Origin of the sequence: Paraburkholderia sp. XV, from assembly GCF_020177535.1 — a bacterium.
In the GTDB taxonomy this organism is placed as follows: domain Bacteria; phylum Pseudomonadota; class Gammaproteobacteria; order Burkholderiales; family Burkholderiaceae; genus Paraburkholderia; species Paraburkholderia caribensis.
This window is the reverse complement of the sequence record NZ_JAGUUD010000030.1, coordinates 1-23,813: the sequence shown is the minus strand read 5'-3', so window position 1 is coordinate 23,813 and position 23,813 is coordinate 1. Positions and strand designations below refer to the sequence as shown.

At 61.4% G+C, this 23,813-nt stretch carries 22 protein-coding genes and 3 pseudogenes; 14 read left to right on the top strand and 11 right to left on the bottom strand.

The window, feature by feature from the left end:
• Positions 1–30: 30 nt before the first annotated feature.
• Positions 31–384, bottom strand: coding sequence for a winged helix-turn-helix transcriptional regulator (locus KFO72_RS16760; protein ID WP_054930824.1), 354 nt, complete (start codon positions 382–384; stop codon positions 31–33).
• Positions 385–486: 102 nt separating this feature from the next.
• Here KFO72_RS16760 and KFO72_RS16755 point away from each other — a divergent pair, with 102 nt between their 5' ends.
• A complete protein-coding gene (locus KFO72_RS16755) occupies positions 487–1,236 on the top strand; it encodes an SDR family NAD(P)-dependent oxidoreductase (RefSeq protein ID WP_054930823.1) in 750 nt (249 codons plus the stop codon).
• A gap of 146 nt (positions 1,237–1,382) precedes the next feature.
• Here KFO72_RS16755 and KFO72_RS16750 read toward each other — a convergent pair.
• Positions 1,383–1,519, bottom strand: a pseudogene (locus KFO72_RS16750) (carbonic anhydrase); the annotation flags it as partial.
• Between the two features lie 303 nt (positions 1,520–1,822).
• Between KFO72_RS16750 and cynS (KFO72_RS16745) the strand changes: the two are divergent.
• The 4 genes from cynS (KFO72_RS16745) to KFO72_RS16730 all read left to right on the top strand — a co-directional run bounded on the left by cynS (KFO72_RS16745) (position 1,823) and on the right by KFO72_RS16730 (position 5,273).
• Positions 1,823–2,293, top strand: coding sequence for a cyanase (gene cynS / locus KFO72_RS16745; protein ID WP_054930822.1), 471 nt, complete (start codon positions 1,823–1,825; stop codon positions 2,291–2,293).
• Positions 2,294–2,306: 13 nt separating this feature from the next.
• Positions 2,307–2,753 carry a DUF4148 domain-containing protein gene (locus tag KFO72_RS16740; protein WP_318248480.1) on the top strand — a complete coding sequence of 149 codons (447 nt, stop codon included), beginning with the start codon at positions 2,307–2,309 and terminating at the stop codon, positions 2,751–2,753.
• A gap of 318 nt (positions 2,754–3,071) precedes the next feature.
• Positions 3,072–4,544 carry an MDR family MFS transporter gene (locus KFO72_RS16735; RefSeq protein WP_054930833.1) on the top strand — a complete coding sequence of 491 codons (1,473 nt, stop codon included), beginning with the start codon at positions 3,072–3,074 and terminating at the stop codon, positions 4,542–4,544.
• A gap of 156 nt (positions 4,545–4,700) precedes the next feature.
• On the top strand, positions 4,701–5,273 hold the full coding sequence (locus KFO72_RS16730) for a carboxymuconolactone decarboxylase family protein (RefSeq protein ID WP_060608580.1): 573 nt from the start codon (positions 4,701–4,703) through the stop codon (positions 5,271–5,273).
• 327 nt (positions 5,274–5,600) lie between these two features.
• Here KFO72_RS16730 and cynR read toward each other — a convergent pair whose 3' ends face one another.
• The gene (cynR, locus tag KFO72_RS16725) at positions 5,601–6,494 is read right to left on the bottom strand and encodes a transcriptional regulator CynR (RefSeq protein WP_054930819.1); all 894 of its coding nucleotides are present in this window, start codon (positions 6,492–6,494) and stop codon (positions 5,601–5,603) included.
• Between the two features lie 143 nt (positions 6,495–6,637).
• Between cynR and KFO72_RS16720 the strand changes: the two are divergent.
• The 3 genes and pseudogenes from KFO72_RS16720 to KFO72_RS16710 all read left to right on the top strand — a co-directional run bounded on the left by KFO72_RS16720 (position 6,638) and on the right by KFO72_RS16710 (position 8,357).
• Positions 6,638–7,298, top strand: a pseudogene (locus KFO72_RS16720) (carbonic anhydrase).
• A gap of 48 nt (positions 7,299–7,346) precedes the next feature.
• Positions 7,347–7,817, top strand: a complete 471-nt coding sequence (gene cynS / locus KFO72_RS16715) for a cyanase (RefSeq protein WP_225032625.1) — start codon at positions 7,347–7,349, stop codon at positions 7,815–7,817.
• A gap of 57 nt (positions 7,818–7,874) precedes the next feature.
• Positions 7,875–8,357: a DUF1348 family protein gene (locus KFO72_RS16710; RefSeq protein ID WP_054930817.1), complete on the top strand. Its 483-nt coding sequence runs from the start codon at positions 7,875–7,877 to the stop codon at positions 8,355–8,357.
• 31 nt (positions 8,358–8,388) lie between these two features.
• Here the strand turns inward: KFO72_RS16710 and KFO72_RS16705 are convergent, their stop codons facing one another.
• Positions 8,389–9,927, bottom strand: a complete 1,539-nt coding sequence (locus KFO72_RS16705; protein ID WP_225032624.1) for an EAL domain-containing protein — start codon at positions 9,925–9,927, stop codon at positions 8,389–8,391.
• 727 nt (positions 9,928–10,654) lie between these two features.
• On the opposite strand from KFO72_RS16705, the gene KFO72_RS16700 reads away from it, so the two are divergent.
• On the top strand, positions 10,655–12,826 hold the full coding sequence (locus KFO72_RS16700) for a M1 family metallopeptidase (protein ID WP_225032623.1): 2,172 nt from the start codon (positions 10,655–10,657) through the stop codon (positions 12,824–12,826).
• 90 nt (positions 12,827–12,916) lie between these two features.
• On the opposite strand, the gene KFO72_RS16695 is transcribed toward KFO72_RS16700, so the two are convergent.
• A complete protein-coding gene (locus KFO72_RS16695; RefSeq protein ID WP_060608576.1) occupies positions 12,917–13,846 on the bottom strand; it encodes a LysR family transcriptional regulator in 930 nt (309 codons plus the stop codon).
• Positions 13,847–13,965: 119 nt separating this feature from the next.
• Between KFO72_RS16695 and KFO72_RS16690 the strand changes: the two genes are divergently transcribed.
• On the top strand, positions 13,966–14,823 hold the full coding sequence (locus KFO72_RS16690; RefSeq protein ID WP_225032622.1) for an oxidoreductase: 858 nt from the start codon (positions 13,966–13,968) through the stop codon (positions 14,821–14,823).
• 85 nt (positions 14,824–14,908) lie between these two features.
• Here the strand turns inward: KFO72_RS16690 and KFO72_RS16685 are convergent, their stop codons facing one another.
• Both KFO72_RS16685 and KFO72_RS16680 read right to left on the bottom strand, forming a co-directional pair.
• Entirely contained in the window at positions 14,909–15,736 is an 828-nt protein-coding gene (locus tag KFO72_RS16685) for a hypothetical protein (protein WP_225032621.1), read from the bottom strand.
• 264 nt (positions 15,737–16,000) lie between these two features.
• Positions 16,001–16,306: a hypothetical protein gene (locus tag KFO72_RS16680; protein ID WP_035996092.1), complete on the bottom strand. Its 306-nt coding sequence runs from the start codon at positions 16,304–16,306 to the stop codon at positions 16,001–16,003.
• On the opposite strand from KFO72_RS16680, the gene KFO72_RS16675 reads away from it, so the two are divergent.
• Positions 16,305–16,454 (top strand): hypothetical protein, encoded by a 150-nt coding sequence (locus KFO72_RS16675; RefSeq protein WP_176957065.1) that lies wholly within the window; start codon positions 16,305–16,307, stop codon positions 16,452–16,454. The two genes, KFO72_RS16680 and KFO72_RS16675, sit on opposite strands and share 2 nt — an antisense overlap.
• Positions 16,455–16,506: 52 nt before the next feature.
• Here KFO72_RS16675 and KFO72_RS16670 read toward each other — a convergent pair whose 3' ends face one another.
• Positions 16,507–17,340 (bottom strand): NAD-dependent epimerase/dehydratase family protein, encoded by an 834-nt coding sequence (locus KFO72_RS16670; RefSeq protein ID WP_060608573.1) that lies wholly within the window; start codon positions 17,338–17,340, stop codon positions 16,507–16,509.
• Between the two features lie 117 nt (positions 17,341–17,457).
• Here KFO72_RS16670 and KFO72_RS16665 point away from each other — a divergent pair, with 117 nt between their 5' ends.
• A complete protein-coding gene (locus KFO72_RS16665) occupies positions 17,458–18,507 on the top strand; it encodes a LacI family DNA-binding transcriptional regulator (RefSeq protein ID WP_082670562.1) in 1,050 nt (349 codons plus the stop codon).
• 70 nt (positions 18,508–18,577) lie between these two features.
• On the opposite strand, the gene KFO72_RS16660 is transcribed toward KFO72_RS16665, so the two are convergent.
• Positions 18,578–19,867: an MFS transporter gene (locus KFO72_RS16660; RefSeq protein ID WP_054930831.1), complete on the bottom strand. Its 1,290-nt coding sequence runs from the start codon at positions 19,865–19,867 to the stop codon at positions 18,578–18,580.
• A gap of 411 nt (positions 19,868–20,278) precedes the next feature.
• On the opposite strand from KFO72_RS16660, the gene KFO72_RS16655 reads away from it, so the two are divergent.
• Entirely contained in the window at positions 20,279–20,605 is a 327-nt protein-coding gene (locus KFO72_RS16655) for a hypothetical protein (RefSeq protein ID WP_035996093.1), read from the top strand.
• Positions 20,606–20,652: 47 nt separating this feature from the next.
• Here the strand turns inward: KFO72_RS16655 and KFO72_RS16650 are convergent, their stop codons facing one another.
• Together KFO72_RS16650 and KFO72_RS16645 are read right to left on the bottom strand one after the other, a co-directional pair.
• Positions 20,653–20,901: a hypothetical protein gene (locus KFO72_RS16650; protein ID WP_035993779.1), complete on the bottom strand. Its 249-nt coding sequence runs from the start codon at positions 20,899–20,901 to the stop codon at positions 20,653–20,655.
• 99 nt (positions 20,902–21,000) lie between these two features.
• Positions 21,001–23,547 carry a PAS domain S-box protein gene (locus KFO72_RS16645; protein WP_176055041.1) on the bottom strand — a complete coding sequence of 849 codons (2,547 nt, stop codon included), beginning with the start codon at positions 23,545–23,547 and terminating at the stop codon, positions 21,001–21,003.
• 1 nt (position 23,548) lies between these two features.
• Here KFO72_RS16645 and KFO72_RS16640 point away from each other — a divergent pair.
• Positions 23,549–23,813 (top strand): annotated as a pseudogene (locus tag KFO72_RS16640) (hypothetical protein); the annotation flags it as partial.

The window sequence follows — 23,813 nt, the reverse complement described above, 5'->3', positions numbered from 1 at the left end:
TCCGGGGGCGCGCCAGCGTTGCGCGGAATTTCACCTGGTGCGTGCCTCGCGGTTCGTCATCATCTCGCTAACCTCCGTGGCATGTGCAGTGCCCCACTCGCATAACGGGGCCAACGCGTTTGCCAGTGTCTGCCCGAATTCTGTTAGCGAGTAGTCGACTCGCGGCGGAATCTCCTTGTGGTCGACACGATGGACGAGGCCATCGACCTCTAATTCCTTCAATTGCTGGATGAGCATCTTATGGCTAACTGCTCCGATCGCCCGCTTCAGCTCGCCATAACGTCGCGTGTCGTGCGCAAGGTGGAACATTATCAAGGGCTTCCATTTACCCCCAATTACGGCCAGCGCCGCGTCGAGGCCACAGGTGAACATATCCCTTTTCATTCGACATTCCATGGGTACTTACCAAAAGGTTCATACTAGCCACAAGTAGAGTGAAGGTCTAGGATGTCGAGCCGCAATCGATATTTTGTAAGGAGTACGCAGATGGGCAGGCTGACCGGAAAGGTTGTACTGGTAACGGGAGGAAACAGTGGCATCGGGCTGGCGAGCGCAAAGCGTTTCGTCGAGGAGGGGGCGTTCGTGTTTGTCACGGGGCGGCGTCAAAGCGAGCTTGACAAGGCTGTAGCGAACATCGGGCACAACGTGCGGGCGCTGCAGGGCGACGTGTCAAAGCTCGATGATCTCGACCGGATTTTTGCTGCTGTGCAGGCGGAAAAGGGGCACCTTGACGTGCTGTTCGCGAACGCCGGGCTGGGCTCGCTGGCGCCGCTTGGAGCTATCACAGAAGAGCAATTCGATCTTACGTTCGACGTCAACGTGAAAGGAACGCTGTTCACAGTTCAGAAGGCGTTGCCGCTGATGAGCGCGGGTGCTTCGATCATCCTGACCGGCTCAACGACAGGTTCGAAGGGGACGCCGGCGTTCAGCGTCTACAGCGCAACGAAAGCGGCAATCCGCAACTTTGCGCGCAGCTGGGCGCTCGATCTGAAGGACTCCGGAATCCGCGTGAATGTGCTGTCTCCCGGTGCGACGGCAACGCCGGGTTTGATGGAGAGCCTTGTCTCGGGCGCTCAACTCGATGCGCTGATCGGCGCATTGAAAGTGCAGACGCCGCTTGGGCGAATAGCTGATCCGGACGAAACCGCTGCCGTGGCGCTATTTCTTGCGTCGGACGAGAGCAGCTTTATGACCGGCAGTGAAGTGTTTGTCGACGGCGGTTTGGCGCAGGTCTAACCAGAACTGGACGCAGACGGATATTCCGTCTGCTGGGATCGACCTCGCTGGTATAGAGAACCTCGCAAGAACTCCACGCGATCTCGCTCACCTCGCCGGGAAATCTCGTCGCGTTGCTGGTCGCGTACTACATTCCAACGTCTGACGGGAACGAAGCGGCTATCCGAACATGTCACGAATAACGCCCTAGGAGACCGTGACGTAGCGAGCTTCCTGAACAGGGCCGCTCGCTCGGGAAAAACGTCCCGCTGAATTTCAAAAACCCTTTAATGATTTCCTTCATGGCGACCTCTCGTGGCAACGTAGAAACGGACTGCAAATCACTGCGTGAATCAGTGCAGGCGCTGCCTGGGGCGCGTACGCGTTGATTCGAAGGGTGCCACGCGTGCTGCGAAGGAATATCCCGTAACGCGCTGCACCGTTGCTGGCAGAAAAGGGGCGGCGTCTGAACTATTCGTTTTACCAATCGTGACAAGAACAAATCGGTCTTGGACGCTATAGCTGGACTGGCTCATTCTTCGTTCATAGGTTCCCGGCAAGCACGCGAAGCCGGGACCCAAACTTCACCTGATCCGAAGGAACGAACATGACTCAATCGCAATACAGCCAGGACTCCCGCCTCGCCCTCGCCGACACGATCATCGATGCAAAGGCGCGTAAAGGGCTGACGTTTCAGCAACTGACCGAAGGCACGGGGCTGAGCATCGCGTTTATGACGGCAGCCCTGCTCGGCCAGCATCCTTTGCCCACGGATGCGGCCAAAGTCGTCGCTGGGCGCCTGGATCTATCAGATCAGCAAGCGCGTCTTCTTCAGACCATTCCGCTGCGCGGCAGCATCCCGGGCGGGGTACCGACAGATCCAACGATCTATCGCTTCTACGAAATGGTCCAGATCTACGGCACGACGTTGAAGGCGCTCGTCCACGAACAGTTTGGCGACGGCATCATCAGCGCGATCAACTTCAAGCTCGACGTCAAGAAGGTCCCGGATCCGGACGGTGGCGAGCGCGCAGTTATCACGCTCGACGGCAAGTATCTGCCGACCAGGCCCTTCTGAAGCACGCCAGTGTGTGCAGCCAGTTTTCAGAAAACCGGCCGCACATCCCTCCGACCCTGCATGCGCTGGGACAGATGCAGCTGATCGCACGCTCAATGGCGAACCAGCGCTTTCACCTTTCCTGATCGAGAACATCATGAACATCAGAATCATTGCCGCTTTCGTCGTTGCCGCCGTCTTTTCGCTCCCCGCTTTTGCCGCTGCTGATGCACAAGTGCCGGACCAGCAACCTGTCGTTGTGGCAGCGCAGTCAGGGGGATTGACGCGTGCACAGGTTCGCGCCGAACTCGTCGCGCTTCAGAAAGCCGGCTACGACCAGTCTCGCGGCGAAGACGTTACCTACCCGACTCAAATCCAGGCGGCAGAGGCGCGGGTTGCAGCGCAGAAGGCCGCGGCTGGCAGCCAGGGTGGAGCCGGCAGCGGTTCGGAGGCGTCCGGTCGTCGCACGGCTGCAGACTGAGCCTCCATCGACGGCGTGAAGCGGGCCTGCCCATTCGCACGCCGGATGATGAAACGATCATTCGCTCCGCCTGGATAATCTGCCCCCATGTCGCTCGATCTCGGCAGATATCCGGTTGAGTCGCCTGAGCAGATTTTTGAATCTTTCGGGCAGGAGAAAAGGGGCAGCTCGGCCCTAGAGTTGAGTCCAGGCCATCCGGAGATTCCCGCTTATCTGGGACAGGCGGTTTGCCAAGTCTATCGACATCGGTGACGCGCGGATCATGTCCTGAACCGTTGCCATTTAAGCAGGAACATCATGAACACAATGTTGGACAACCTGTCGTCCCGATCGGAGACATCCAGGCCACTTGTCATCGCAGCCGTGATGGCCTCGCTGGCGATGGTCGCCATCGAAGCGACAATCGTCTCGACCGCCATGCCGCAGATCGTGACGAAACTCGGCGGACTGCATTTATATAGCTGGGTTTTCTCGTCGTTTTTGCTGACGCAGACCGCGATGACGGTGGTCTTTGGCAAGCTCGCGGATATCTTTGGTCGCAAGCGAATCATGCTGACGGGTATTGTCATTTTCCTGGTCGGTTCGCTGCTGGCCGGCTTCGCGTGGTCGATGCCTGCGATGATCGTCTTCAGGCTCATTCAGGGGATCGGCGCCGGTTCAATACAGCCGGTCACGCTGACCATCGTCGGCGACCTCTATCCGGTCAAAGAGCGTGGAAAGGTTCAGGGCTATCTGGCCAGCGTGTGGGCGACGGCGGCCGTCCTCGGACCCATGATCGGCGGATTGATTGTCCGTGACTTTTCGTGGGCGTGGATCTTCTGGATCAACATCCCCATCGGATTGATTTCAGCCGCAGGATTTGTCCTGTTCCTGCATGAAAAGGAAAGAGACGCCCGGCCGTCCATCGATATCGGCGGTGCGGTTCTCTTTACCGCCGCCATCGCTGCGCTCATGATCGGTTTGACGAACCTGAGTACAGCGGACTATACGCACGCGATGCTCAGCGGCAGCGTGTTCATCGCAAGCGCAGCGCTGTTTGTCTGGCAGGAGCGGCGAAGCCCGGACCCGATGATCTCGTTTAGCCTGTGGGGGCATAGGCCCATTGCGATGACCAACCTCGCGACGGTTTTCTCCGGCATGGCCTTGATGGGGCTGACAACTTTCCTGCCGATGTATGTTCAGGGGGTGCTGCATCGCACGCCGGTGGTCGCAGGCTTTGCGCTAACCATGGTCATGGTGGGCTGGCCGCTGGGCGCCACGCTTTCCGCCCGCTCCTTTCACCGGTTCGATCTGCGCAAGCTGTTGATCGGTGGAAGCGCAGTGATCCCGGTGGGCGCGATGATCTTCGTCTCGTTGACCCCGCATAGCGCGCCGCTTATGGCCGCTATCGGATCGCTGGTCATGGGCTTTGGAATGGGCGCGCTCAGCGTCACTTCACTCGTCCTCATCCAGGAGCAGGTCGACAAGTCGCAGCGTGGCAGCGCTACCGCCTCAAACCTGTTCTCGCGCAATCTTGGAAGCACGCTCGGCGCGACCGTCTTCGGCGCCTTGCTCAACTACGGACTGGCTCATTCGAAGACGCTTGGCGCCGTCACTTCCGATCAACTGCGCAAGGTGATCGAGTCAGCACCCGGCAGCACGGACAACTTTGCCGCCATTCGCCTGGCCTTGCATCAGTCGGTTCATCTGACGTTTGCCGGACTGTTTATCGTTGCTTTGGCAATCGTCGTTTTCGCGGTTCTCGTTCCCACCGTTGCTGCGGCCAGAAACCGAGAAGCGCCTCAGCGTTGAGCAGGGCTTCATTGTTCCATTCACACGTGATGCGTCGGCAACCGGTTGCACATCCAGTACAACAGTTCCGGCATGCACCATCTTAAGTTCTTCGCCGTAGTCACCTGGGCACTACGCGATTTATGGCCGTTAAACAGAACCATCAAAGGAAATAGCATGTCCCGTCTTACTACCGCCACGCTTGAAACCGCGACTGGCGCAACCGCAGAGGTATTCGCGAAGCTCAAAAAAAGGGTAGGTAAAGTTCCCAATGCATTTGCGACGATCGGCACCCACAGTCCTGATGGACTTCAGGCCATATTCGCTGTCGACGCGGCGGTGACTCGAAGCGAACTGTCAGACGCGGATATCGAAACGCTCAAGCTGGTCGTCAGCGAGCTTTCGGGCTGCGATTACTGTGTGGCCGCTCACGCGCTGAAAGGCAAATTCTCGGGCCTGTCTCAAGAGGTGATCACTCAAGTCCGCGCTGGAAAGCCTACAGGTGACGCGAGGCGAGATGCGCTGGTACGGTTCGTTCGGGTCCTTGTCGAAACACGGGGCACGCTTTCCGCTGCTGAACTGGATGCGTTTCGCGCGGCTGGTTACAGCGAACATCAGGTGATCGGCGTGTCTCTGGCGATCGCTTCCATCACCTTTGGAAACCTGGTGAACCGGATCAACGACACCGTGATCGATTTCCCGCTGCCGGCTCAACTGGTGGCCGGGAGCAACGAAAGCACCGCCGGGTGAACGACCCATCCGGGTTCGCGCTATTCAGGTGTGGCGCTGGACGGGTGACTCATCATGGCCGATAACAGCAATTAGAAAACTCCTTGCCGAGCGGTCGTTGAGGTCATCAATGGCTGCTCGCTGGCATTTGTGTGAGCGAGTAACGTCGACGAATCTGGCGGCCGCTTTGTAGAAAGATCGTTGTCTCTTATCGGTCCGGAAGTCGCATTCATCGACAGCGAAAAGTGCGATTCGCCAGCGCCGGTTCGCGAATGGGCCGCAAACCAGCTTGCAGCCGACATACGCATCCTCCGGACTGTTTGCGCTCTACGGAGCCGTCCTCACCCGTCAACGACTCCCACCGGCCGCGCTTTCCTCCAACGCGAGCGCGATGAAAGCCCGTGTCGCCGCGCTTCGATACGCACCTTTACGCAACAGCAGCGCCGCCGTTCGCTTCGGCAGGGTGGGCTCGAGTTTGAGCATGCATAGCTTGTCGCGCTCACGTGCGATCGCGTCTGGCAACAGCGTCGCGAGCGTGGTTCGCTGCACGACTTCAATGACTGCGCTGATCGAGTTGACTTCCATCGCGATGCGAGGCGCGACGCCATGCTGACGGCAATACCTGTCGATGTAGCGGCGTGTCGCAAACTCTTCGTTGAGCAGCACGAGCGACTCGCCACCGAACTCGCGAAGCGTCAGCGCAGTACGTTTCTTTGCGTAAGCGTGCGACCTGCCGACCACCATCGCCAGCGCTTCGACGAAAAGCACCTGAGCCTCGATGTCGGGGGAATGCGTTTCGTCGAATGCAATGCCGACGTCGAGTGCGCCTTCGATCAACATGACCTCCATCCGTTCCTGAGGCATTTCGAGGATGTTCAACGTGATGTCTGGATAACGCTGGTAGTACTTCTCGAGCAGCGGACCGGTCAAATATGCGGTGAACGTCGGCGTCATGGCGAGGCGCAGTGAGCCGCGTGTCAGTTCCTGGACGTCGTGTATCGCGCGTTTTCCTTCATCGAGATCCTGCAACGCGCGCTGCGCGTAACGCATATAGGCCACGCCCGCGTCGGTCAGCTGTATTTCGCGCCCGGAACGGTCCAGCAGCGGCACGCCCAATGTGTCCTCGAGCTGCCTGATCTGCTGCGACAGCGTCGGCTGCGACACGTGTAAAGCCTCAGCCGCGCGCGTGAAATTGCGATGCTGTGCGACGGCTATGAAGTAACGGATGTGACGTAGCAGCATGTCTGCCCCTCTCGGGTAACTATTGGTTATGCCTATAGCCACAATCGTAAACCGATCTTGGACACTATGGCAGTTCGCGTCCATTCTTTGTCCAACGCAGCGCAACTCAACCCAGCGCGCTCGGCGACTGAATGGAGCGAATCATGCAAGAGATCATCGACGGCTTTCTGAAATTTCAGCGCGACGTCTTTCCGGCGCGCAAAGAGTTGTTCCGCAAGCTGGCGACCAGTCAGACGCCGCGAACGCTATTCATTTCGTGTTCGGACAGCCGGATGGTCCCCGAACTTGTCACGCAGCGCGAACCGGGCGACCTGTTCGTGATCCGCAATGCTGGCAACATCGTGCCTTCGTTCGGGCCGGAACCGGGCGGCGTGTCGGCCACGGTCGAGTACGCGGTGGCCGCGCTAGGCGTCACCGACGTCGTGATCTGCGGCCATTCTGATTGCGGTGCGATGACGGCCGTGGCGACGTGCAAGTGTCTCGATCACATGCCCGCCGTCGCAAACTGGCTGCGCTACGCCGATTCGGCGAAGCTCGTCAACGAATCGCGCGAGCATGCAGACGAGCGTGAACGCATCGACTCGATGGTGCGTGAGAACGTGATCGCGCAACTCAACAATCTCAAGACGCATCCGTCCGTGGCGCTGGCGCTCGCGCAAGGCCGCCTGAAACTGCATGGCTGGGTCTATGACATCGAATCCGGTTCCATCGATGCGCTCGACAGCACGACACGTCAATTCGTTTCGCTGTCCGACCATCCGGATGTCAACGCGAACGCGTGAAGCATGCGTCGCAGCATTCTGATTTTTCCTCGTCGTCGTTCCCTGTCTCATCCATTGAAGGAGCAACACCATGACCCAATCGCAAACCACCCAGTACGCACGCGAAACCCTGACGGAAACCATCATCGACGCCAAGACGCGCAAGGACCTGACCTTCGAAGCAATCAATGAAGGCACGGGCTTGAGCGTCGCGTACACGACGGCCGCGCTGCTCGGCCAGCACGCACTGCCGGAGCAAGCCGCGAAGCTGGTTGCCGAACGTCTCGGACTCGACGACGACGCGGTCCGTCTGCTGCAAACCATTCCCTTGCGTGGCAGCATTCCCGGAGGCGTGCCGACCGATCCGACCATCTACCGCTTCTACGAAATGGTGCAGGTGTACGGCACGACGTTGAAGGCGCTGGTTCACGAGCAGTTCGGCGACGGCATCATCAGCGCGATCAACTTCAAGCTCGATATTCAGAAGGTGCCGGACCCCGAAGGCGGCGAGCGCGCAATCATCACGCTCAACGGCAAGTACCTGCCGACTAAACCATTCTGATTTTCTGCCCGCAAGAACCTGCATCACGGCAACATACCTCGTTCAAGGAGAGTCGACATGTCGTCGCAACAACAGGAAATTCGCCCGCCGCTTCCGCCGTTCACGCTGGAAACGGCCAAAGAGAAAGTGCGCCTCGCGGAAGACGGCTGGAATTCGCGCGATGCGGCGAAAGTCGCGCTGGCCTATTCGCTGGATACGAAGTGGCGCAACCGCACGGAGTTCGCAAACAATCGCGCTGAAGCGCAGGCTTTTCTGGAGCGCAAATGGCGCAAGGAATTCGAATATCGGCTGATCAAGGAGTTGTGGGCGTTCGGCGGCAATCGGATCGCGGTGCGCTACGCGTATGAATGGCGCGACGACGCGGGCAACTGGTTTCGTTCGTACGGCAACGAGAACTGGGAGTTCGGCGAAGACGGCCTGATGCAACGCCGCTTTGCCTGCATCAACGACATGCCGATCAAGGAGTCGGAGCGTAAGTTCCACTGGCCGCTGGGCCGCCGTCCCGACGATCACCCCAGCTTGAGCGACCTCGGGCTGTGAGCGTTCAACGCACGCGTCATGCCTGAAAAGCTCAAGGCGTGACGCGTGTTTTCGTCGTGGGCGGGTCGGTGCTGGTATCCGCGAAGAGTTGCGAGACGGGCACGGGCCGCTGGTAGAAGTAGCCTTGACCGAACGGAATGCCCAGGCTGCGCAGCGCTTCATGCTGCGACTGCGTTTCGACGCCTTCGGCAATGACTTCCATTCCGTAGTGCTTCGACACGGCGGCGATCGCGCGTATCAGTTCGCGGCCCTGCTTGTCGACTTGCCGCACGAACTGGCCGTCGATTTTCACGTAGTCGAACGGGAAGCGGCCGAGCAGATCGAGGTTGCTGTGCTGCGTGCCGAAGTCGTCGATCGCGAACTGGACACCTTGCGCCTTCAGGCTGTCGAAGATCGCCTCGATACGCGGATGCTTCTGCAGCAGAAAGCGCTCGGTGACTTCGAGCACGAGCGTGATGTCGTCGGGCAACTGGTCGTTCGCGGCCAGCACGTCTGCGACGAAATCCTTGCGCTCCAGATCCATAGGCGCGACGTTGATGGCGACGCGCAATGGGCGGATGTCCGTCTTTTGCGCGACCTCCTGGGTCGCGCGTTGCAGCGCAAAGCGGGTGACGCTCGCTAGCAGGCTGCTGCTTTCCACTTCCGTCATGAACGCACTCGGGCTCACGGGGCCCCATTTCGGATGCGTCCAGCGTATCAGCGCCTCGACGCCCGTCACGCGGCGCGTAGCGATGTCGACCACGGGTTGATACGCGATATGCAATTGCCCATGCCTGAGCGCGCGGCGTACGGAGGAAAGCAGCAGGCGGCGCGGCGCAAACACGATCAGGTACGCGGCGCCGATCAGCAGGTTCACCAGAATGGCCGCCGCGCCCGCGACCAAAGCGTATTTCCAGTGCGTTTGCGTGACGAATGCCGGCGCGGCTACCACGACGATCGAGAACGACCAGCGTGCCGACGCCGCGCGCGTGCCGCCCAATGCGGCGGCGCTGTCGGCTGAAATCATGTCTCCCCGGTCGTTCAAGGCGCGCGCGTTCGACACGACGAGCACCACCTGGCCCGCTTCGTAACGCACGCCGTGCGCGAGCGTGTCCGCGAGATAGGTGGCCTCGACGATGTAGAGCAGGCCGGTGTGCTTGCCCGTCGGAACATACAGCGGCATCACGGGCGACTGCGGCTGATTCGGCGTGCCTGCGATCAACTCGAGCGTGTTGCCGGCAGGCGCGGGCGACAGATAGTCGGAAAGCGCGACGTCGACACGTCCCATCGCCGAGGAGCAATAAAGCCGCTGGTTCTCGACGAGGTTCACGCTGCGCACGTACTGAACGTAGGTTTCCAGTTCGGAGAGGCGAAGCTCGACGTTGGGGCAGGGCTGTCCTGGCAGCGCCGACAGTTCCTGTTTCCGGCGTGACGTGACGTTGTCGAGAATGCGGTCGATCGATTCGACCATGTCGCTGGCGATCAGGTTTTCGCGTTCGCGAATGGCGGCCTGATCTTCGTGACCCGCCCACCAGGCAGCGGCGGCGATCACGCACGCCCCGCACACTATCGCGACGACGAGTGCGACCATCGGGGTGAAGCCGCGCCCCATGACAGCCGATTGGCGGATAGATGAGAACCTCTTCACATCGTGGTCGCAGGAACGAGGTTGTAATCGTCGGATAAATATAGCATGCGAACCGTTCGCAAATCCGTGCTCCGAAACATCACTGCACATTGCCATTCGAATGGCATTCCTGATCAATTGGTCGACATGTCATTCGTTGGAAGGCATTTCTTTAATATGCCTTTTCCACCGAATTGGCCGTTCAGCAAATAATGCGTTTGTCGGCTTATGTCTTTATGGAAAACCCGTAGGTCCGTTTATGCAAAATAAATTCCAATAGCAGCGTTGACTCCAAATCGATTTCACTCATCACGCATAGTCGAAATATTCGAGAAATATTTTGTAATGGGCGTTGACACGCTGACGTTTGCCCAACTAATCTACCGTCCATCGTAAGCTGACAGTCATTCGAAACGGGCGCATCAAATCATTATCGCGCGCGTGTCGGCCCTGCGAGCCTTGCGCGTGACGTCCGTTGCGCGTCGGTTTCATGCCGTAATTTTTTCTCTAGTTCACGTTTCAACAATGTAAATATCAGCGAATTCGGCTGAGGCCGGTTTTCGTCTGTTTATTGAAAAATCTTTCATTCGCCTTAACGCGCGTGGGGGAGACCTTTTTTCGCGATTTTTAATAATAAAAAGAGACGCATAACCACACATTTCCAGAGCTGCTTTATCCGATAGGACGAATCATGCGACCATATTTTCGGTTAAAGGCGCAGTGCCTGTTGTTGGCTGCGACAGTGGCATTGAGTGCATGTGGTGGTGGAGACGATGGAGGCGTAACGTCGAGCAAGTCTGCACAGGTGGGCGCAACCGCACCGGCGTCGCAACCTGTGCTGGCGGCGCCGGAGTCGCCCGTCGTCGCCGATACGTCGATCAACAAGTCGGTGCCGCCCGTCGAGTTGCCCGACACCGTGAAGCCGATCAACTACAAGCTGTGGTTCCGGCCTAACGCAGATCTCTCCGCGTTCGACGGCCGCGCGGATGTCGAGATCCAGGTCACGAAGAACATCAATCAGATCGTCATTGCCGGGCATCGCATCAAGTTCGTCAACGGCAAGACGACACTGCAGCCAGGCAATATCCAGCTGATCGCAACGCCGCAGGACGACGGCGACTTCTATCAGCTGCGGCCCGTCAGCGGCCAGATTCATCCCGGCAACTACTCGCTGCATATGGAGTGGTCGGGCATCATCAACTTCAAGACCTACGACGATCCCGCCACGAAAACGGGCGGCAGTTGCGGCGACGATCCGTATCCGGGCTGCTCCGCGGCGGAAGGCGTGTTCCGCGTCGATCTGAAGTCGACGGACGGCACCACGAGCGGCGCGATCCTCACGCAAGGCGAAACCAACCTCGGGCGCCAATGGTTCCCGGGCTGGGACGAACCGGCTTTCCGCATGACCTATGAGGTGTCGGCGGAAGTGCCGCAGAACTGGCGTGTCGTGTCGAATGCCGCGGAGAAACCGTCCGTCAACGTGGACAGCGGCTACAAGCGCGTCACGTTCGACAAGACGCCGCCCATGCCGCAGTATCTGCTGTTCTTCGGCGGCGGTATGTTCGATACGCTCGAAGACGACTTCACGAGTCCGCTGAAGGATGGCAAGAATCTGCACCTGCGGATTTTCACGCCGCCTGGCATGCGCGACTGGGCCGTCCCGGCGATGCAGCAGACCAAGCAGGCGCTCGATTACTACTACCGCTATACGGGCATCCCGCTGCCGCTGACGAAGTTCGACACGATCGCCGCGAACGATGCGTTCAAGGAACAGAAGGACCTGAACTTCGGCGGGATGGAGAACTGGGGCGCCATTCTCGAATTCGCCGACGACATTCTCCCGCCGCCCGGCACGCCGATGTCCGACTATGGCGTGACGGTGCTGACGCACGAGGCCGCGCACCAGTGGTTCGGCGATCTCGTGACGCTCGACTGGTGGGACGACGTGTGGATGAACGAATCGTTCGCGACGTACTTCGAGAACAAGACGAAAATTCTGTTCTTCCCCGATCGCTTCAGCTGGGTCGACGAGGTGAGGACCAAGTACGCGGTGATGTCGCGCGACCTGCGCAACACGTCGTTCCCGGTGCAGCCGAACTTCAACGACTGGGCATCGAACGACTTCGTGTTGAGCGCGAGCCCGTTCACGTACGACAAGGGCGGCATCGTGCTGAAGATGCTGGAGAACTATCTCGGCGATGGCGTGATGCGCAGGGGGCTGCAGTCGTATCTCGCCGATTACTCTCTCGGCAACTCGACGCCGAAGCGTCTGTGGGACGAGCTGGCGAAGGTGAGCGGCGAGCCGATGGTGGCGATCGGCGACAGCTTCGTGCGGCAAACGGGCGTGCCGCTGGTGTCGCTCGATACCCAATGCGATCTCACGAGCAATCAGACGGTCGTCACGCTCAGGCAGTCGCCGTATCCGAACCAGAATCTGTATCCGGGCATTCAATGGACGGTGCCGTTGACGCTCGCCTATGGCGAGGGTCTCGCACGGCGCAAGACGGTTGCGCTGAAGGACACGCAGATGCAGGTGCGCGTCAACGGTTGCTCGGCCGTGGTCGCGGACCCGAGCGGGCTCGATTACTACGTGACGAACTACGGCGACAACGCGTGGAGCCAGCTGCTTGCGCAAAGCAGTGCGTTGACCGATCCCGTGTTGCTGACCAACCTGCAGATGGAAGCGAAGATGCTCGTGAATTCGGGCCTCGCCGATCCTTCTCGCGCCACGACGATCGGCTCCATCACGCCGCCAGTTAGCGCGATGGCACGCCGTCAGTTGCAGGTGACGCCGCAGGCCGAAACGGTGCGTCCGACGCTGCGTTATCAGGGCAAGCTGAAGCCGCGTAACAAGACGGAGTAACGTCGGTCTCGTCTACGGCGCGCGCCGGTCCGCATCACGCGGACTGGCGCGCGTTCGTGTTGCGCTCGATCATCGTGTGCGGCTAACGCGTCAGGCGCGCAACTCCGCCGGCTCGAGATAGAAGTCTTTGTTATCCGCGAGCCGCGCGATCATGAAGTCGATGAAGGTCCTCACGCGCAGCGGCTGTTCGGTGCGATGCCGGTAGTAGATGTAGATCGATTCGCGCTGCGTCATGTGCTGCGTCAGCAAGGGCACGAGCCGTTTGCCGCGAATATGCGCGGCGGCCGAGAAGCTGCCTAGCTGGCCGATTGCGAGACCCGCCAGCACCGCGTCCGTTTCCGCGTCGATATCGTTCACGCACAGCGTCGTGGCCATCTCGCGATAGACGATTTCATTGCCCATCAGAAATTCCCACGGCGCCTGCTTGCCGGTGTTCGCGCGCCGGTATCCCGTGCAGCGATGCGCGTCGAGTTCATCGACGGTCGACGGTTTGCCATGACGTTCGATATACGCCGGCGACGCGCACACGATCAGCTGGATAGGCAGTAGCCGCCGCGCAATCGCGCCGCCCGACGGCGGCGATCCGCCGCGAAAGCCGACGTCGGCGCGATCGCTGACGAGATCGGTGAAGTGATCGTCGAAACGCACGTCCAGTTGCACGTCGGGGTAGCGCGCGGCGAATTCGAGCGCGGACGGCCATAGCACCGCGCGGCCGAGCGCCATCGGTGCGCTCACGCGCAGCGGGCCCGCGACTTCATCCTTTGCGCGGCGCGCGTCGTCGATTGCCGACGACAGCGTGGCGAGCGCCGGCTCGACGCTGTGCAGCAGTCGCTGTCCTTCCTCCGTCAGACTCAGCTTGCGCGTGGTCCGATGAAACAGCCGCACGCCGAGCGACTTCTCCAGTTGCATCACGGCGTGACTGGCCGCCTGAGGCGAGATGCCCTGATCGACGGCGGCCTTGCGCAGGCTGCCGACGGCGGCGGCGCGGACGAAGATCGAAATGGCGCGGACCTCGTTCATCGGCGGGTTCCAATTAGCAAATAAAAGTTGATTATCAGTCTAGCAATGTGCGGCTAGTTTGTGCGAATCGGACGGCCTATTCTTCGTTTCACTCTCACCACGAACGAAGGATCACGATCATGAGCAACGTCACGAAACAACAGTTCAAGCGCGTCTGGTTCATCACGGGCGCTTCGCGCGGTCTGGGCGCGCTGATGGCCGAAGCGGCGCTGGCCGACGGCAATGCCGTCGTCGCCACGGGCCGTAATGCCGCTGCGATTGTCGAGCGGCTCGGCGAGTCGCCGGCCTTGCTGCCCGTCGCCCTCGACGTGACCAGCGAAGCGCAGGCGAAAGCCGCCGTCGAAGCCGCCGTCGAGAAGTTCGGCCGGATCGACGTGCTGATCAACAATGCGGGCTTCGGCCTGCTGGCAGCTGTCGAGGAATCGAGCGACGCCGACGTGCGCCGCATGTACGACACCAACGTCTTTGGTCTGCTGAATGTGACGCGCGCCGTGCTGCCCGTCATGCGCAAGCAGCGCTCGGGGCATGTGATCAACATGTCGTCGATTGGCGGTTATCGCTCGGGGGCGGGCTTTGGCGTGTATTGCTCGACGAAGTTCGCTGTCGAAGGCATCACGGAAGCGTTGCACGCGGAGTTGAAGCCGCTCGGCATTCACGCGACGGTCGTCGAGCCGGGCTACTTCCGCACGGACTTTCTGGATGGGTCGTCGCTGGTTGTCGGCAAGGAAATCATCGGCGACTACGATGAGACGTCGGGCAACGTGCGCCGCTTCGCGGTCGGAATGAATCACAACCAGCCCGGCGATCCGCAGAAGCTGGCGACGGCCCTCGTCACGCTCGTCGATGCACAAACGCCGCCGCTGCGGCTTGCGCTCGGCACCGATACGCTGAAGGCGGTCGCGGAGAAAAACGAGTACGTGACGACGGAAACGGAAGCCTGGAAGACGCTGTCGGCGTCCACGGACTTCCCCGTTTAAGCCACTATTGATCGGACGAAAGCGACATGCAAAGGCGCCGCTGCGAGCGCAGCGGCGCCGTTTTGTCTTGCGCGAACAATCCGCGTTACTTCGGCGGCGGCAGCGAGGGATCGAGCCTGGCGGAATCGCGGACCAGTTGGTCCGTCGCCGCTGCGGCGACAGGGTTCGATCCAGCGCCCGGTTTCATCGCCCGTTGCTGCTGTTCGGTCGCAGCGCGAACGGCCGACATGTTCGGCGGCGGCAGCGAAGGATCGAGTTTCGCCGAATCGCGCACCAACTGGTCTGTTTGCGCGGCCCCGGTCTGATACGCACCGCGAGACGCGCTGCGTGAGTCGGTGCTTGCCGTGGAAGGCGTTTGCGTCGGCATCGACGTGGGAGGCGGCAACGAAGGATCGAGCTTCGCCGATTCGCGGACGAGTTCCTCGGTTTCCGGCGTCGGGCCCTGACTGGTTGCCGCGCGGCGGTCCAGACTCTCACGTCCGCGCTGCGCACGCGGTGCGGGCACCACTTTCGGCGCGCCCGTGTCCTGCACGTTCACCGATGCGACGGCCGTCGAAGGCGCCGGCTTCGCTTGCTCAGTGCTTTGCGTGACGGCAACGCTGGGCGTAGGCGTGGGTTTCATCGGCGCGGGCGCCGCCGGAGCAGGGACGGGTGCAGGCGCAACGGGCTGCTGTGCGACGGCGGCACTCTTCGTGATTGCGCGGGGCGGCGTCGACTGGCCGATGCTGCCTTCCGTCATATGATTTTCGCTCGTACGCGAATCGACGGCGGCGGGGCGCACGCTTTCGTCCATGCCGGCCCTGGCTTCGGCCGTTGCACGGCGGTCCGCCTGAAGCAGCATCAGGTACGTGGTCAAGGCCGCGCCGAGCACGAGCCCGGCGAAAATCATCAAAATCTTTCGGGTAGTCATCATACTGACGGTCGTTCGATCGACGCGAGCCTCGATCATCGCCGGCTCGCGGTTTTAGGTCAGACAAATGCCAGCAAATGGCACGCCTGGCGCGTGGAAACAGGCGAGCAACAATCAGAGAATCGCACTTCCCAAAAGGGACAACGACCCTCATGCGCGTGAAACGCAGCGAGTCGAAGCTTCTCCGATTATCGAACGCTTCGGTTTGATTTGCGTGTCGAGAACGCGCGCGGCTGACGGCGCGTTGATTGCACAACTAACGTCTGATCATTCCCAGGGATTCGCTGCGAACAGTCCCTGTTGGCGGCGCATGCCATGGCGCAGAAACCAGTGCCTGACAGCACCGAGCTTGCGCGGCAAACCCGGCATCCGGTTGCCTTCGATGCGGGCTTTTGCGCACGACGTCGCGTACTCGATCGCCTCTTCCTCGGAAGAAAAGTAGCCGAGGATGCCAAAGGCCTTACGCCGTCCGTTCGGGCCGGTGACGAACACGCTGGCTGCATAGCCGCGAGTGCCCACGGACGCAAGTGGGATGATGACGTGGCGCCGGTAATGTACTGCATGCCTGTCCATGATCATCTCCAAGGGTTTTGCCCTAGGCCACATGGTACACGTTGCGAAACTGTGCGGGCAATGCATTGCCGCTGCGAAAAAAAATTCGCCGGCGAATGGTGTTGGCGTCACGCGCGCGATGCAGGCAATGGGGCTGCATCGCGCGTGATGTGGAGCGTTTTTGCCGCATTTGCGGCGCGATTGCGGCGGGCAGCGCCTGCTCAGGCGCTGCGTTCCATCGGTTCGCCGAGCACGAACGCGCCGCCCTGGAAGCGTTGGGCCGGGTCGTCGTATTCGGCTGTCGGCGACGTGACGGGGAAGCGGTCCGAGAACTGCGTGGAGCTGTCGCGCGGACGGAAGCCGAGAAAATTCGCCTTCGTGTTGTCCCACCACTTGATGGGGTTGTCCGACGCGCCATAAACCACCGCGTGGCCGACACGGTTCGTGAACAGCGAGCAACGCACGAGTTCGATGAAGTCGCGATAGCTCAGGTACGTGACGAGCATGCGCGGATTCTTCGGTTCTTCGAACGACGAGCCGATGCGCAGGCACACGGTCTCGATGCCGAAGCGGTCGAAGTAGTAGCGCGACAGCGATTCGCCGAAGCACTTCGTCACGCCGTACAGGCTGTCGGGACGTTGCGGCGCATCGGCGTCGAGCACTTCGGTGACGGGATGAAAACCGATTGCGTGGTTCGAGCTGGCGAACACGACGCGCTTCACGCCATGTTTGCGGGCGGCTTCGTACAGGTTGTACGTGCCGCGGATGTTCGCTTCGATCAGATCGTCGAACGGCGCGTCGATCGAAATGCCGCCCAGGTGCACGATCGCATCGACGCCTTCGACCATGCGCATCACGGCGTCGCGGTCCGCCAGATCGACGACGCTCGCTTCCTCGTGCGCAGCCGCGGCGCTCACCGGGACGATGTCGCTCACGCGCACGACGTCGGCCCAGGCGGCCAGTGCATCGCGCAACTGGCGGCCCAGATTGCCGCCCGCGCCCGTCAGCAGCAGGCGGCGGAACGGCTTGTGCGACCCAGCAGGTGTCTCGTTCATTGCTAATCCTTCGAAATAGCCAAAAATAAGGAAAACGTTTTCCAAATATAAATGCGACGCGGGTTGTGCGTCAATCGGCGTACTCATCAAGCCGCGAGAGGGCCGCTATCAAGCTTCATTGCAGAGCTTTTCTGCGACAATCGGGTTACGGCAAAAGAAAACGTTACCTTCCGGATGAAAAAAGTTTCCCCCACCATTCGCGATGTCGCTAGCGACGCGGGCGTGTCTGTCGCGACCGTTTCGAAGTACATCAACGGCGCGCAGCGTTTTTCTCCTGCCGTCGAAGCGCGGCTCAAGGAAGCGATCGAGCGGCTCGGCTATCGCTCGAACCCGCTCGCGCGCTCGATGATCACGGGCCGCACGCGCACCATCGGCCTCGCGATCCTCGACATCAGCAACCCGCACTTCACGAATGTCGTGAAGGGCGCGAACCGCGTCGCGCTGCAACACGACTACACGCTGCTGCTCGTCGACACCGAAGAAAATCAGGCGCGCGAGCGTTCGCTGATCGAGGCGCTGGCGCAACGCGTCGACGGTCTGATCGTCAACTCGCGGATGCCCGACGAAGAATCGCAATGGATGCTTGAACTCAACAAGCCGCTCGTGCTGTTGCGGCGCAGTCCGGGCCTGCCGATTCCGAGCGTCGGTATCGACAACCGGCTCGCCACCTACATGCTCGCGCGTCATCTGCTGAACCTCGGGCACAGGCATATTGCGTATCTCGGCTTCGGCCAGGCGCGCATCAACGACGAGCGGATTCGCGGCGCGCGTGAATGTCTCGACGAAGCCGGCCTGACGCTCGACGTGCACGACGCCCATGCGCCTACCGCGCAGGCCGGCGAGCAGGCCTGCTCGCGCGTGATGCTCGGGCCGCAGCGGCCGCAGGCGGTGATCTGCTACAACGATCTGATCGCGCTCGGCTTCATGAAAGAGGCGGCGTCGCTCGGTTTCAAGCTGCCGCGCGACGTCTCCGTGACGGGCATCGACAACGTGCCGTATGGCGAGTACGCCGCGCCTGCCCTGACAACCGTCGACATTCAAAGCGAGAAAATGGGCGAACTGGCGATGCAGAAGCTGATCGACGGACTCGCGGGCCACGCGGAAGCCGGACATTCGATGTTCGAGCCGCGGCTGATCGTGCGCGAGTCGACGGCCGCTCGCGGCTGAAGATCGACTCGCGCCATTCGCGCATCTCGCGTTCGTACGCGCGCCGCGCAACGCGGCGCGGCATGCATGATCAGGCATCGAGCTTCGCGGGCGCCATGCGCGGCGTCAGCAGGTGCATGACGACGAGCGCAACGAGGTAGGCGAGCGCGCCGATCGCGAACAGCACCCAGTAGTGCCCCGTACGCTGCAGCACCTGGCCGATCACTTCCGAGAACAGCACGCCGCCGACCGAACCCGCCATCCCGCCGATACCGACCACGGCGCCGAGCGCGCGGCGCGGGAACAGGTCGGATGCCGTCGTGAACAGATTCGCCGACCAGCCCTGGTGCGCAGCCGCCGCGAGACCGACGATGCCGACGGCAACCCACAGATTGTCCACCTGCGACACGAACGCGATGGGCAGCACGCAGCATGCGCAGATCAGCATCGCCGTCTTGCGCGCGGCATTCACGCTCCAGCCCTTGCGCAGCAGCGTCGATGAAATCCAGCCCCCGCCGATGCTGCCGACCGTCGTGATCGCATAGATGACGACGAGCGGCAAGCCGATGTGCTGCATGTCCATGCCGCGCGACTCGTTGAGCCACTTCGGCAGCCAGAACAGGTAGAACCACCAGACGGGGTCGGTCAGGAACTTGCCGATCAGGAACGCCCACGTTTCGCGCTTGCGGATCAACTGGCCCCAGCCGGGCGCGGGGGCGTTCGCGTTGCGGGCGTCGAGCGAGTCGGCGTCGTCGCGCGTATCGTCGAAGGCTTCGTCTTGCGCGCTGCGGTCGGCGGGACGGTAGACGACGAGCCACACGGCCAGCCACACGATGCCGATCGCGCCGATGATCACGAACGCCGCGCGCCAGCCGTACAGCACGGCGAGAGGCGGAATGATCGCGGGCGCGAACACCGCGCCGATGTTCGCGCCCGAGTTGAAGATGCCCGTTGCGAGCGCGCGTTCGCGGCGCGGAAACCATTCGGCCGTGGTCTTGATCGCGGATGGGAAGTTGCCGCCTTCGCCGATGCCGAGCAGCGCACGCACCATCGCGAAGCCCGTTACCGAGCCGACGGCCGCGTGCAGCATCGCGGCGATGCTCCACACCAGCATCGCGGCCGCGTAGGAAATGCGCGTGCCGAGCCAGTCGACGATGCGCCCGAAGCCCAGCAGGCCGATTGCATAGAACGCGGAGAAGGCGATCACGATGCGGCCGTACTGCACCTGCGTCCAGCCGATTTCGTGCTGGAGCACGGGGGCGAGCAGACCGAGAATCTGCCGGTCCATGTAGTTGATGACGGTCGCGAAGAATAGCAGCGCGCAGACGGTCCAGCGGAAGCGGCTGGCAGAGCGCACGACGCCGACGACGGCAGATTGCATGTATGTCTCCATTCGCGGCATCGCTCGTCGCGCCGCGTCTTTATTCATGGCCGGCGACGAGCGCCGGTGCGGGATGCGTCGCGCCGGGGCGGCGGCGCGGGCATGTTTCCGTCACGTTTGGAAAACGTTTTTCCAAGAATAGGCGGTTTATCGCTGCCTGACTAGTACGTATTTTCCGGGATATGCGGCGCGACAACGCTTTCTACGCGGGGCGGATCGGTGTGCGGGAGGTTAATCGTTTTCTACAGGCGCTGCGAAAGATGGGAGGCGTACGTGCTGGCGGAGGATGTCCCGGGTTACAGGCGCATTGGAAATGCGTGCCGGTTTTTTTGCGTCACTGCGCGGGCTGTGCAGAGGAGAATGCGGGCTGTATGCTGTAAAGGCGCGACCGCGCTAAAGCACGGGGCAAAAATGACTACGAACTCCGCCAGACTCCCACCGGACGTGGAAGCACTCTCGACGTTATCCGAATATCTCGAGCGTGCGCTCGACAAGGCGCTCAGCCTGATCATGCTGCGCACAGGCGTCGAAGACGCAAGGCTGTATCTTGGCGACGTGAGCGCGCCCAAAGAGGAATGGGCGAGCTGCGGGACCATTCATCGTGAACTGTCGGACGCGATCCTGGTGGCGACCCAGTCGGGCCTCAACCATCTCAGCATCGACGGGCAGACGTACCGCTTCACGAGAGTGTTTGCCCAGGCGGAAAACCGTGGGGCGATCGTCTTCACGCCTGCGTAACCGGTCATCCGCAGGCGCACTGGCGGCCCGCCGCTGTTGCGCGCCGCTCAGCTCGGCAGCAACACCGGCAACTGCGACACGCGTCCCGTCTGCACGTCGAGCCACGTCTGCCGGCCGCTCGCCGAATGACTGTAGACGAGCGCGCGCATATCGCGATGCGTGCCGAGAAAGCCCATCAGCGCACGCACGTTGCGCTTGCCGTGATAACGCAGCGAGCGCGACGTCTCGCCATTGACGATGACGACAGGATTGATCCGCACGAGCCGCGCAATGAGTTCAGGGTTGACTGTATCCACGTTCGATCCTCGAATGAAGTGACTGTCCTCGCTAACGTCCCCAGGATTGGCTTCTTGAGTTTTCGGAAGGATCAGTAAGCGTGAGGATGGTCGTGCGCCTCAGTGGGGCACGTGCGCGACGGCAATCCGCAACACGCTCTCCAGTTCCGGGAGATCGACGGGTTTGGTCAGGTGCAGATCGAAGCCCGCCGCCTCGGTTTTCGCGCGGTCTTCACTGGTGCCGAGCCCCGTCATTGCGGCGATGACGGCGCCCGGTGCCGCAAGCGCCTTGCGGATATGCGGCAACGCTTCGAAGCCCGTCATCTTCGGCATCGACAGGTCGAGCAGCACGAGATGCGGCTGCAGCGTCTGCGCCAGCTCGATGGCGGCCGCGCCGTCATATACCGCGTGCGCTTCGTGGCCGAGCACCTGCACGAGCGTCGCCATGCTGTCAGCGGAATCGACGTTGTCGTCGACCACCATCACCTTCAGATCGACGGGTTGCGAGGGCGCAGGCTCGTCCTCGCGCACGGTTTCGGCGGCGATCGCATCACTGAACTCGGGCAGCCACACGGTGAACACGCTGCCTTTGCCGCGGCCTTCGCTGTGCGCTTCGATATGACCGCCGTGCAGATCGACGATGGCGCGCGCCAGCGTCAGCCCGATGCCGAGACCGCTCTTGTCGGCCTGTTCTTCAGTTGGCGTTTCCTGCACGAACAGATTGAAGATCGCGTCGATCGCATCGGGATCGATGCCGCGCCCGGAATCGTGGATGCGGATCGCGAGCAGACGGCCCGAGCGAAACACCTGCAAGCTGATCGACGCGCCTGCCGGACTGAATTTCGATGCGTTGTTCAGCAGGTTCTGCACGACCTGCACCATCCGCGTGAGATCGCCTTCGATCGTCATCGGCGTGTCGGGCAGCATCACATCGAGTGTCTGGTTGCGCGCCGCGAGCAACGGCGCGCTGCCTTCGATGCTCAGTTGCGCGATGGCCTGCATCGACACTGGCTTCGGCTCGATCTGCACGCGTCCGAGGGTCACACGTCCGGCGTCGAGCAGATCGTCGACGAGGCGCGTCAGATGTGACAACTGCCGGTCGATCAGCTCATGCTCGGGCACGAAAGCCTGGTGATCGGCCGTCTTCAGTTGCAGCATGCTGACGGCATTGCGTAGCGGCGCGAGAGGATTGCGCAGTTCGTGGCCGAGCAGCGCGAGGAACTGGCTCATGCGCTGGCTCGACGCTTCGAGTTCTTCGAGGCGCCGGCGCCGCGACATGTCGCGTGTGATCTTCGCGAAGCCTTGCAGCGCGCCGTTCGGATCGCGCAGTGCCGTCGTGATGATGTTGGCCCAGAAGATCGTGCCGTTCTTGCGCACGCGCCACTCTTCCATTTCGACGCGGCCTTCGCGCGCGGCGAGTTCGAGATCGCGTTGCGGCCGGCCCGTCGCGATGTCTTCGGGCGTGTAGAAGAGGGAAGCCGGCTGGCCGATTACTTCATGCGGCAGGTAGCCCATCACCTGCGTCGAGCCCGCGCTCCACGTCATGATGTGACCTTGGGCGTCGAGCATCGTGATCGCATAGTCCTTGATCGCGTCGACCAGCACGCGAAAGCGCTTGTCGAGTTCGCGTGCGTTGAAGCGCTCGGTGACGTCGCGAATGAAATAGGCGAGTTCGGTATGTCCGTCGAACTGCACGGGGCACACGGACAGTTCAGCCGGAAACTCGCTGCCGTCGATGCGCTGCGCGACCAGTTCGGTGCGGCTTCGATGCAAGGGTGCATCCACGCTCTGTTCCGGTGCGCTGTTGAACACGTCCAGTTCGGCATAGTGCGCCTTGCAGCGCGCCGGGAACAGCGCGTCGAGCATCGGGCGTCCCATCATCGCGTCGCGCGCATAGCCGAAGGTGCGCGTTGCGGCATCGTTCCATTCGATGATGACGCCGTCGGCGTCGGTGCACACGAACGCGTCGTGCGTCGTGTCGAGCACCAGACGGCGGCGGCGCAGCGATGCTTCGAGCTTGCTGTCGGCGGCTTCGCGCAGGCTGATCTCGGTACGCAGCCGGGCGATCGTGATGGTGTTCTGTTCGATCAGCGCGCGGTTCTCCGCGAACACGCGTTGATGCGCCATGCCTGACGCGACGAGCGAGGTGATCCGTTCGAGCGTTTCGATGTCGTCGGCGGAAAAGGCGTCGGTGCGGCTCGCCATCAGCTTCACGACGCCCGCCACTTCCGACTGATAGAGCAGCGGCGCGACGACCATCGACGTCGCGCCCACGCGCTTGCACGCGGCGGCGTCGACGCGCGGATCGTCCGATGTGTCGCTGCTGTACAGCAGATGCTTTTCGACCGAGCAGAGTCCCGACAGGCTGCCGTCGCGCTTGAGGCGCAAGCCGATGTGGTGCGCGATGGTGCCGCTGCACGCGCGATAGACCATTTCGTCGCCATCGACCCATTCGACGACGGAGCCATGTGCGGCAGGCACGAGTTCGAGCAGCGAGTCGGTGACGAGCGACAGAAAGCGGTCAAGGTCGAGTTTTGCAGCGGCGATTCTGGAATGTGCGTCGATCAGTTTTCGCAAACGGGCGTTTGCCAGGCGCTCGCGGGTAAGTTGGGTGGCGGCGTCGTTGGTGTCGTTGGTGTCGATCTGGCGGTCTTGGCTGGCGTTCATCGTGAGCAACTCCGTTCGAGGCCGGTGGCGCATGCGGCGCGATTCGCTGAGTGTTTATGCATGCTGCATTAGTGCGGGGGCGCTGTTTAAACGGTTATACACGTTTGCGGCGCGGTGGTCGGGTTTTGCTTTTGTTTTTGCCTTTGCTTTTGCTTTTTGCTTTTTGCCTCTGCTTTTTTTGCTTTTGCTTTTTCGCTGGCATCCGCGTTTTGTTAGCTCACTTCACGCGTCGCCCCTGTGCGGGGCGGCACCTACTTTTCTTTGCC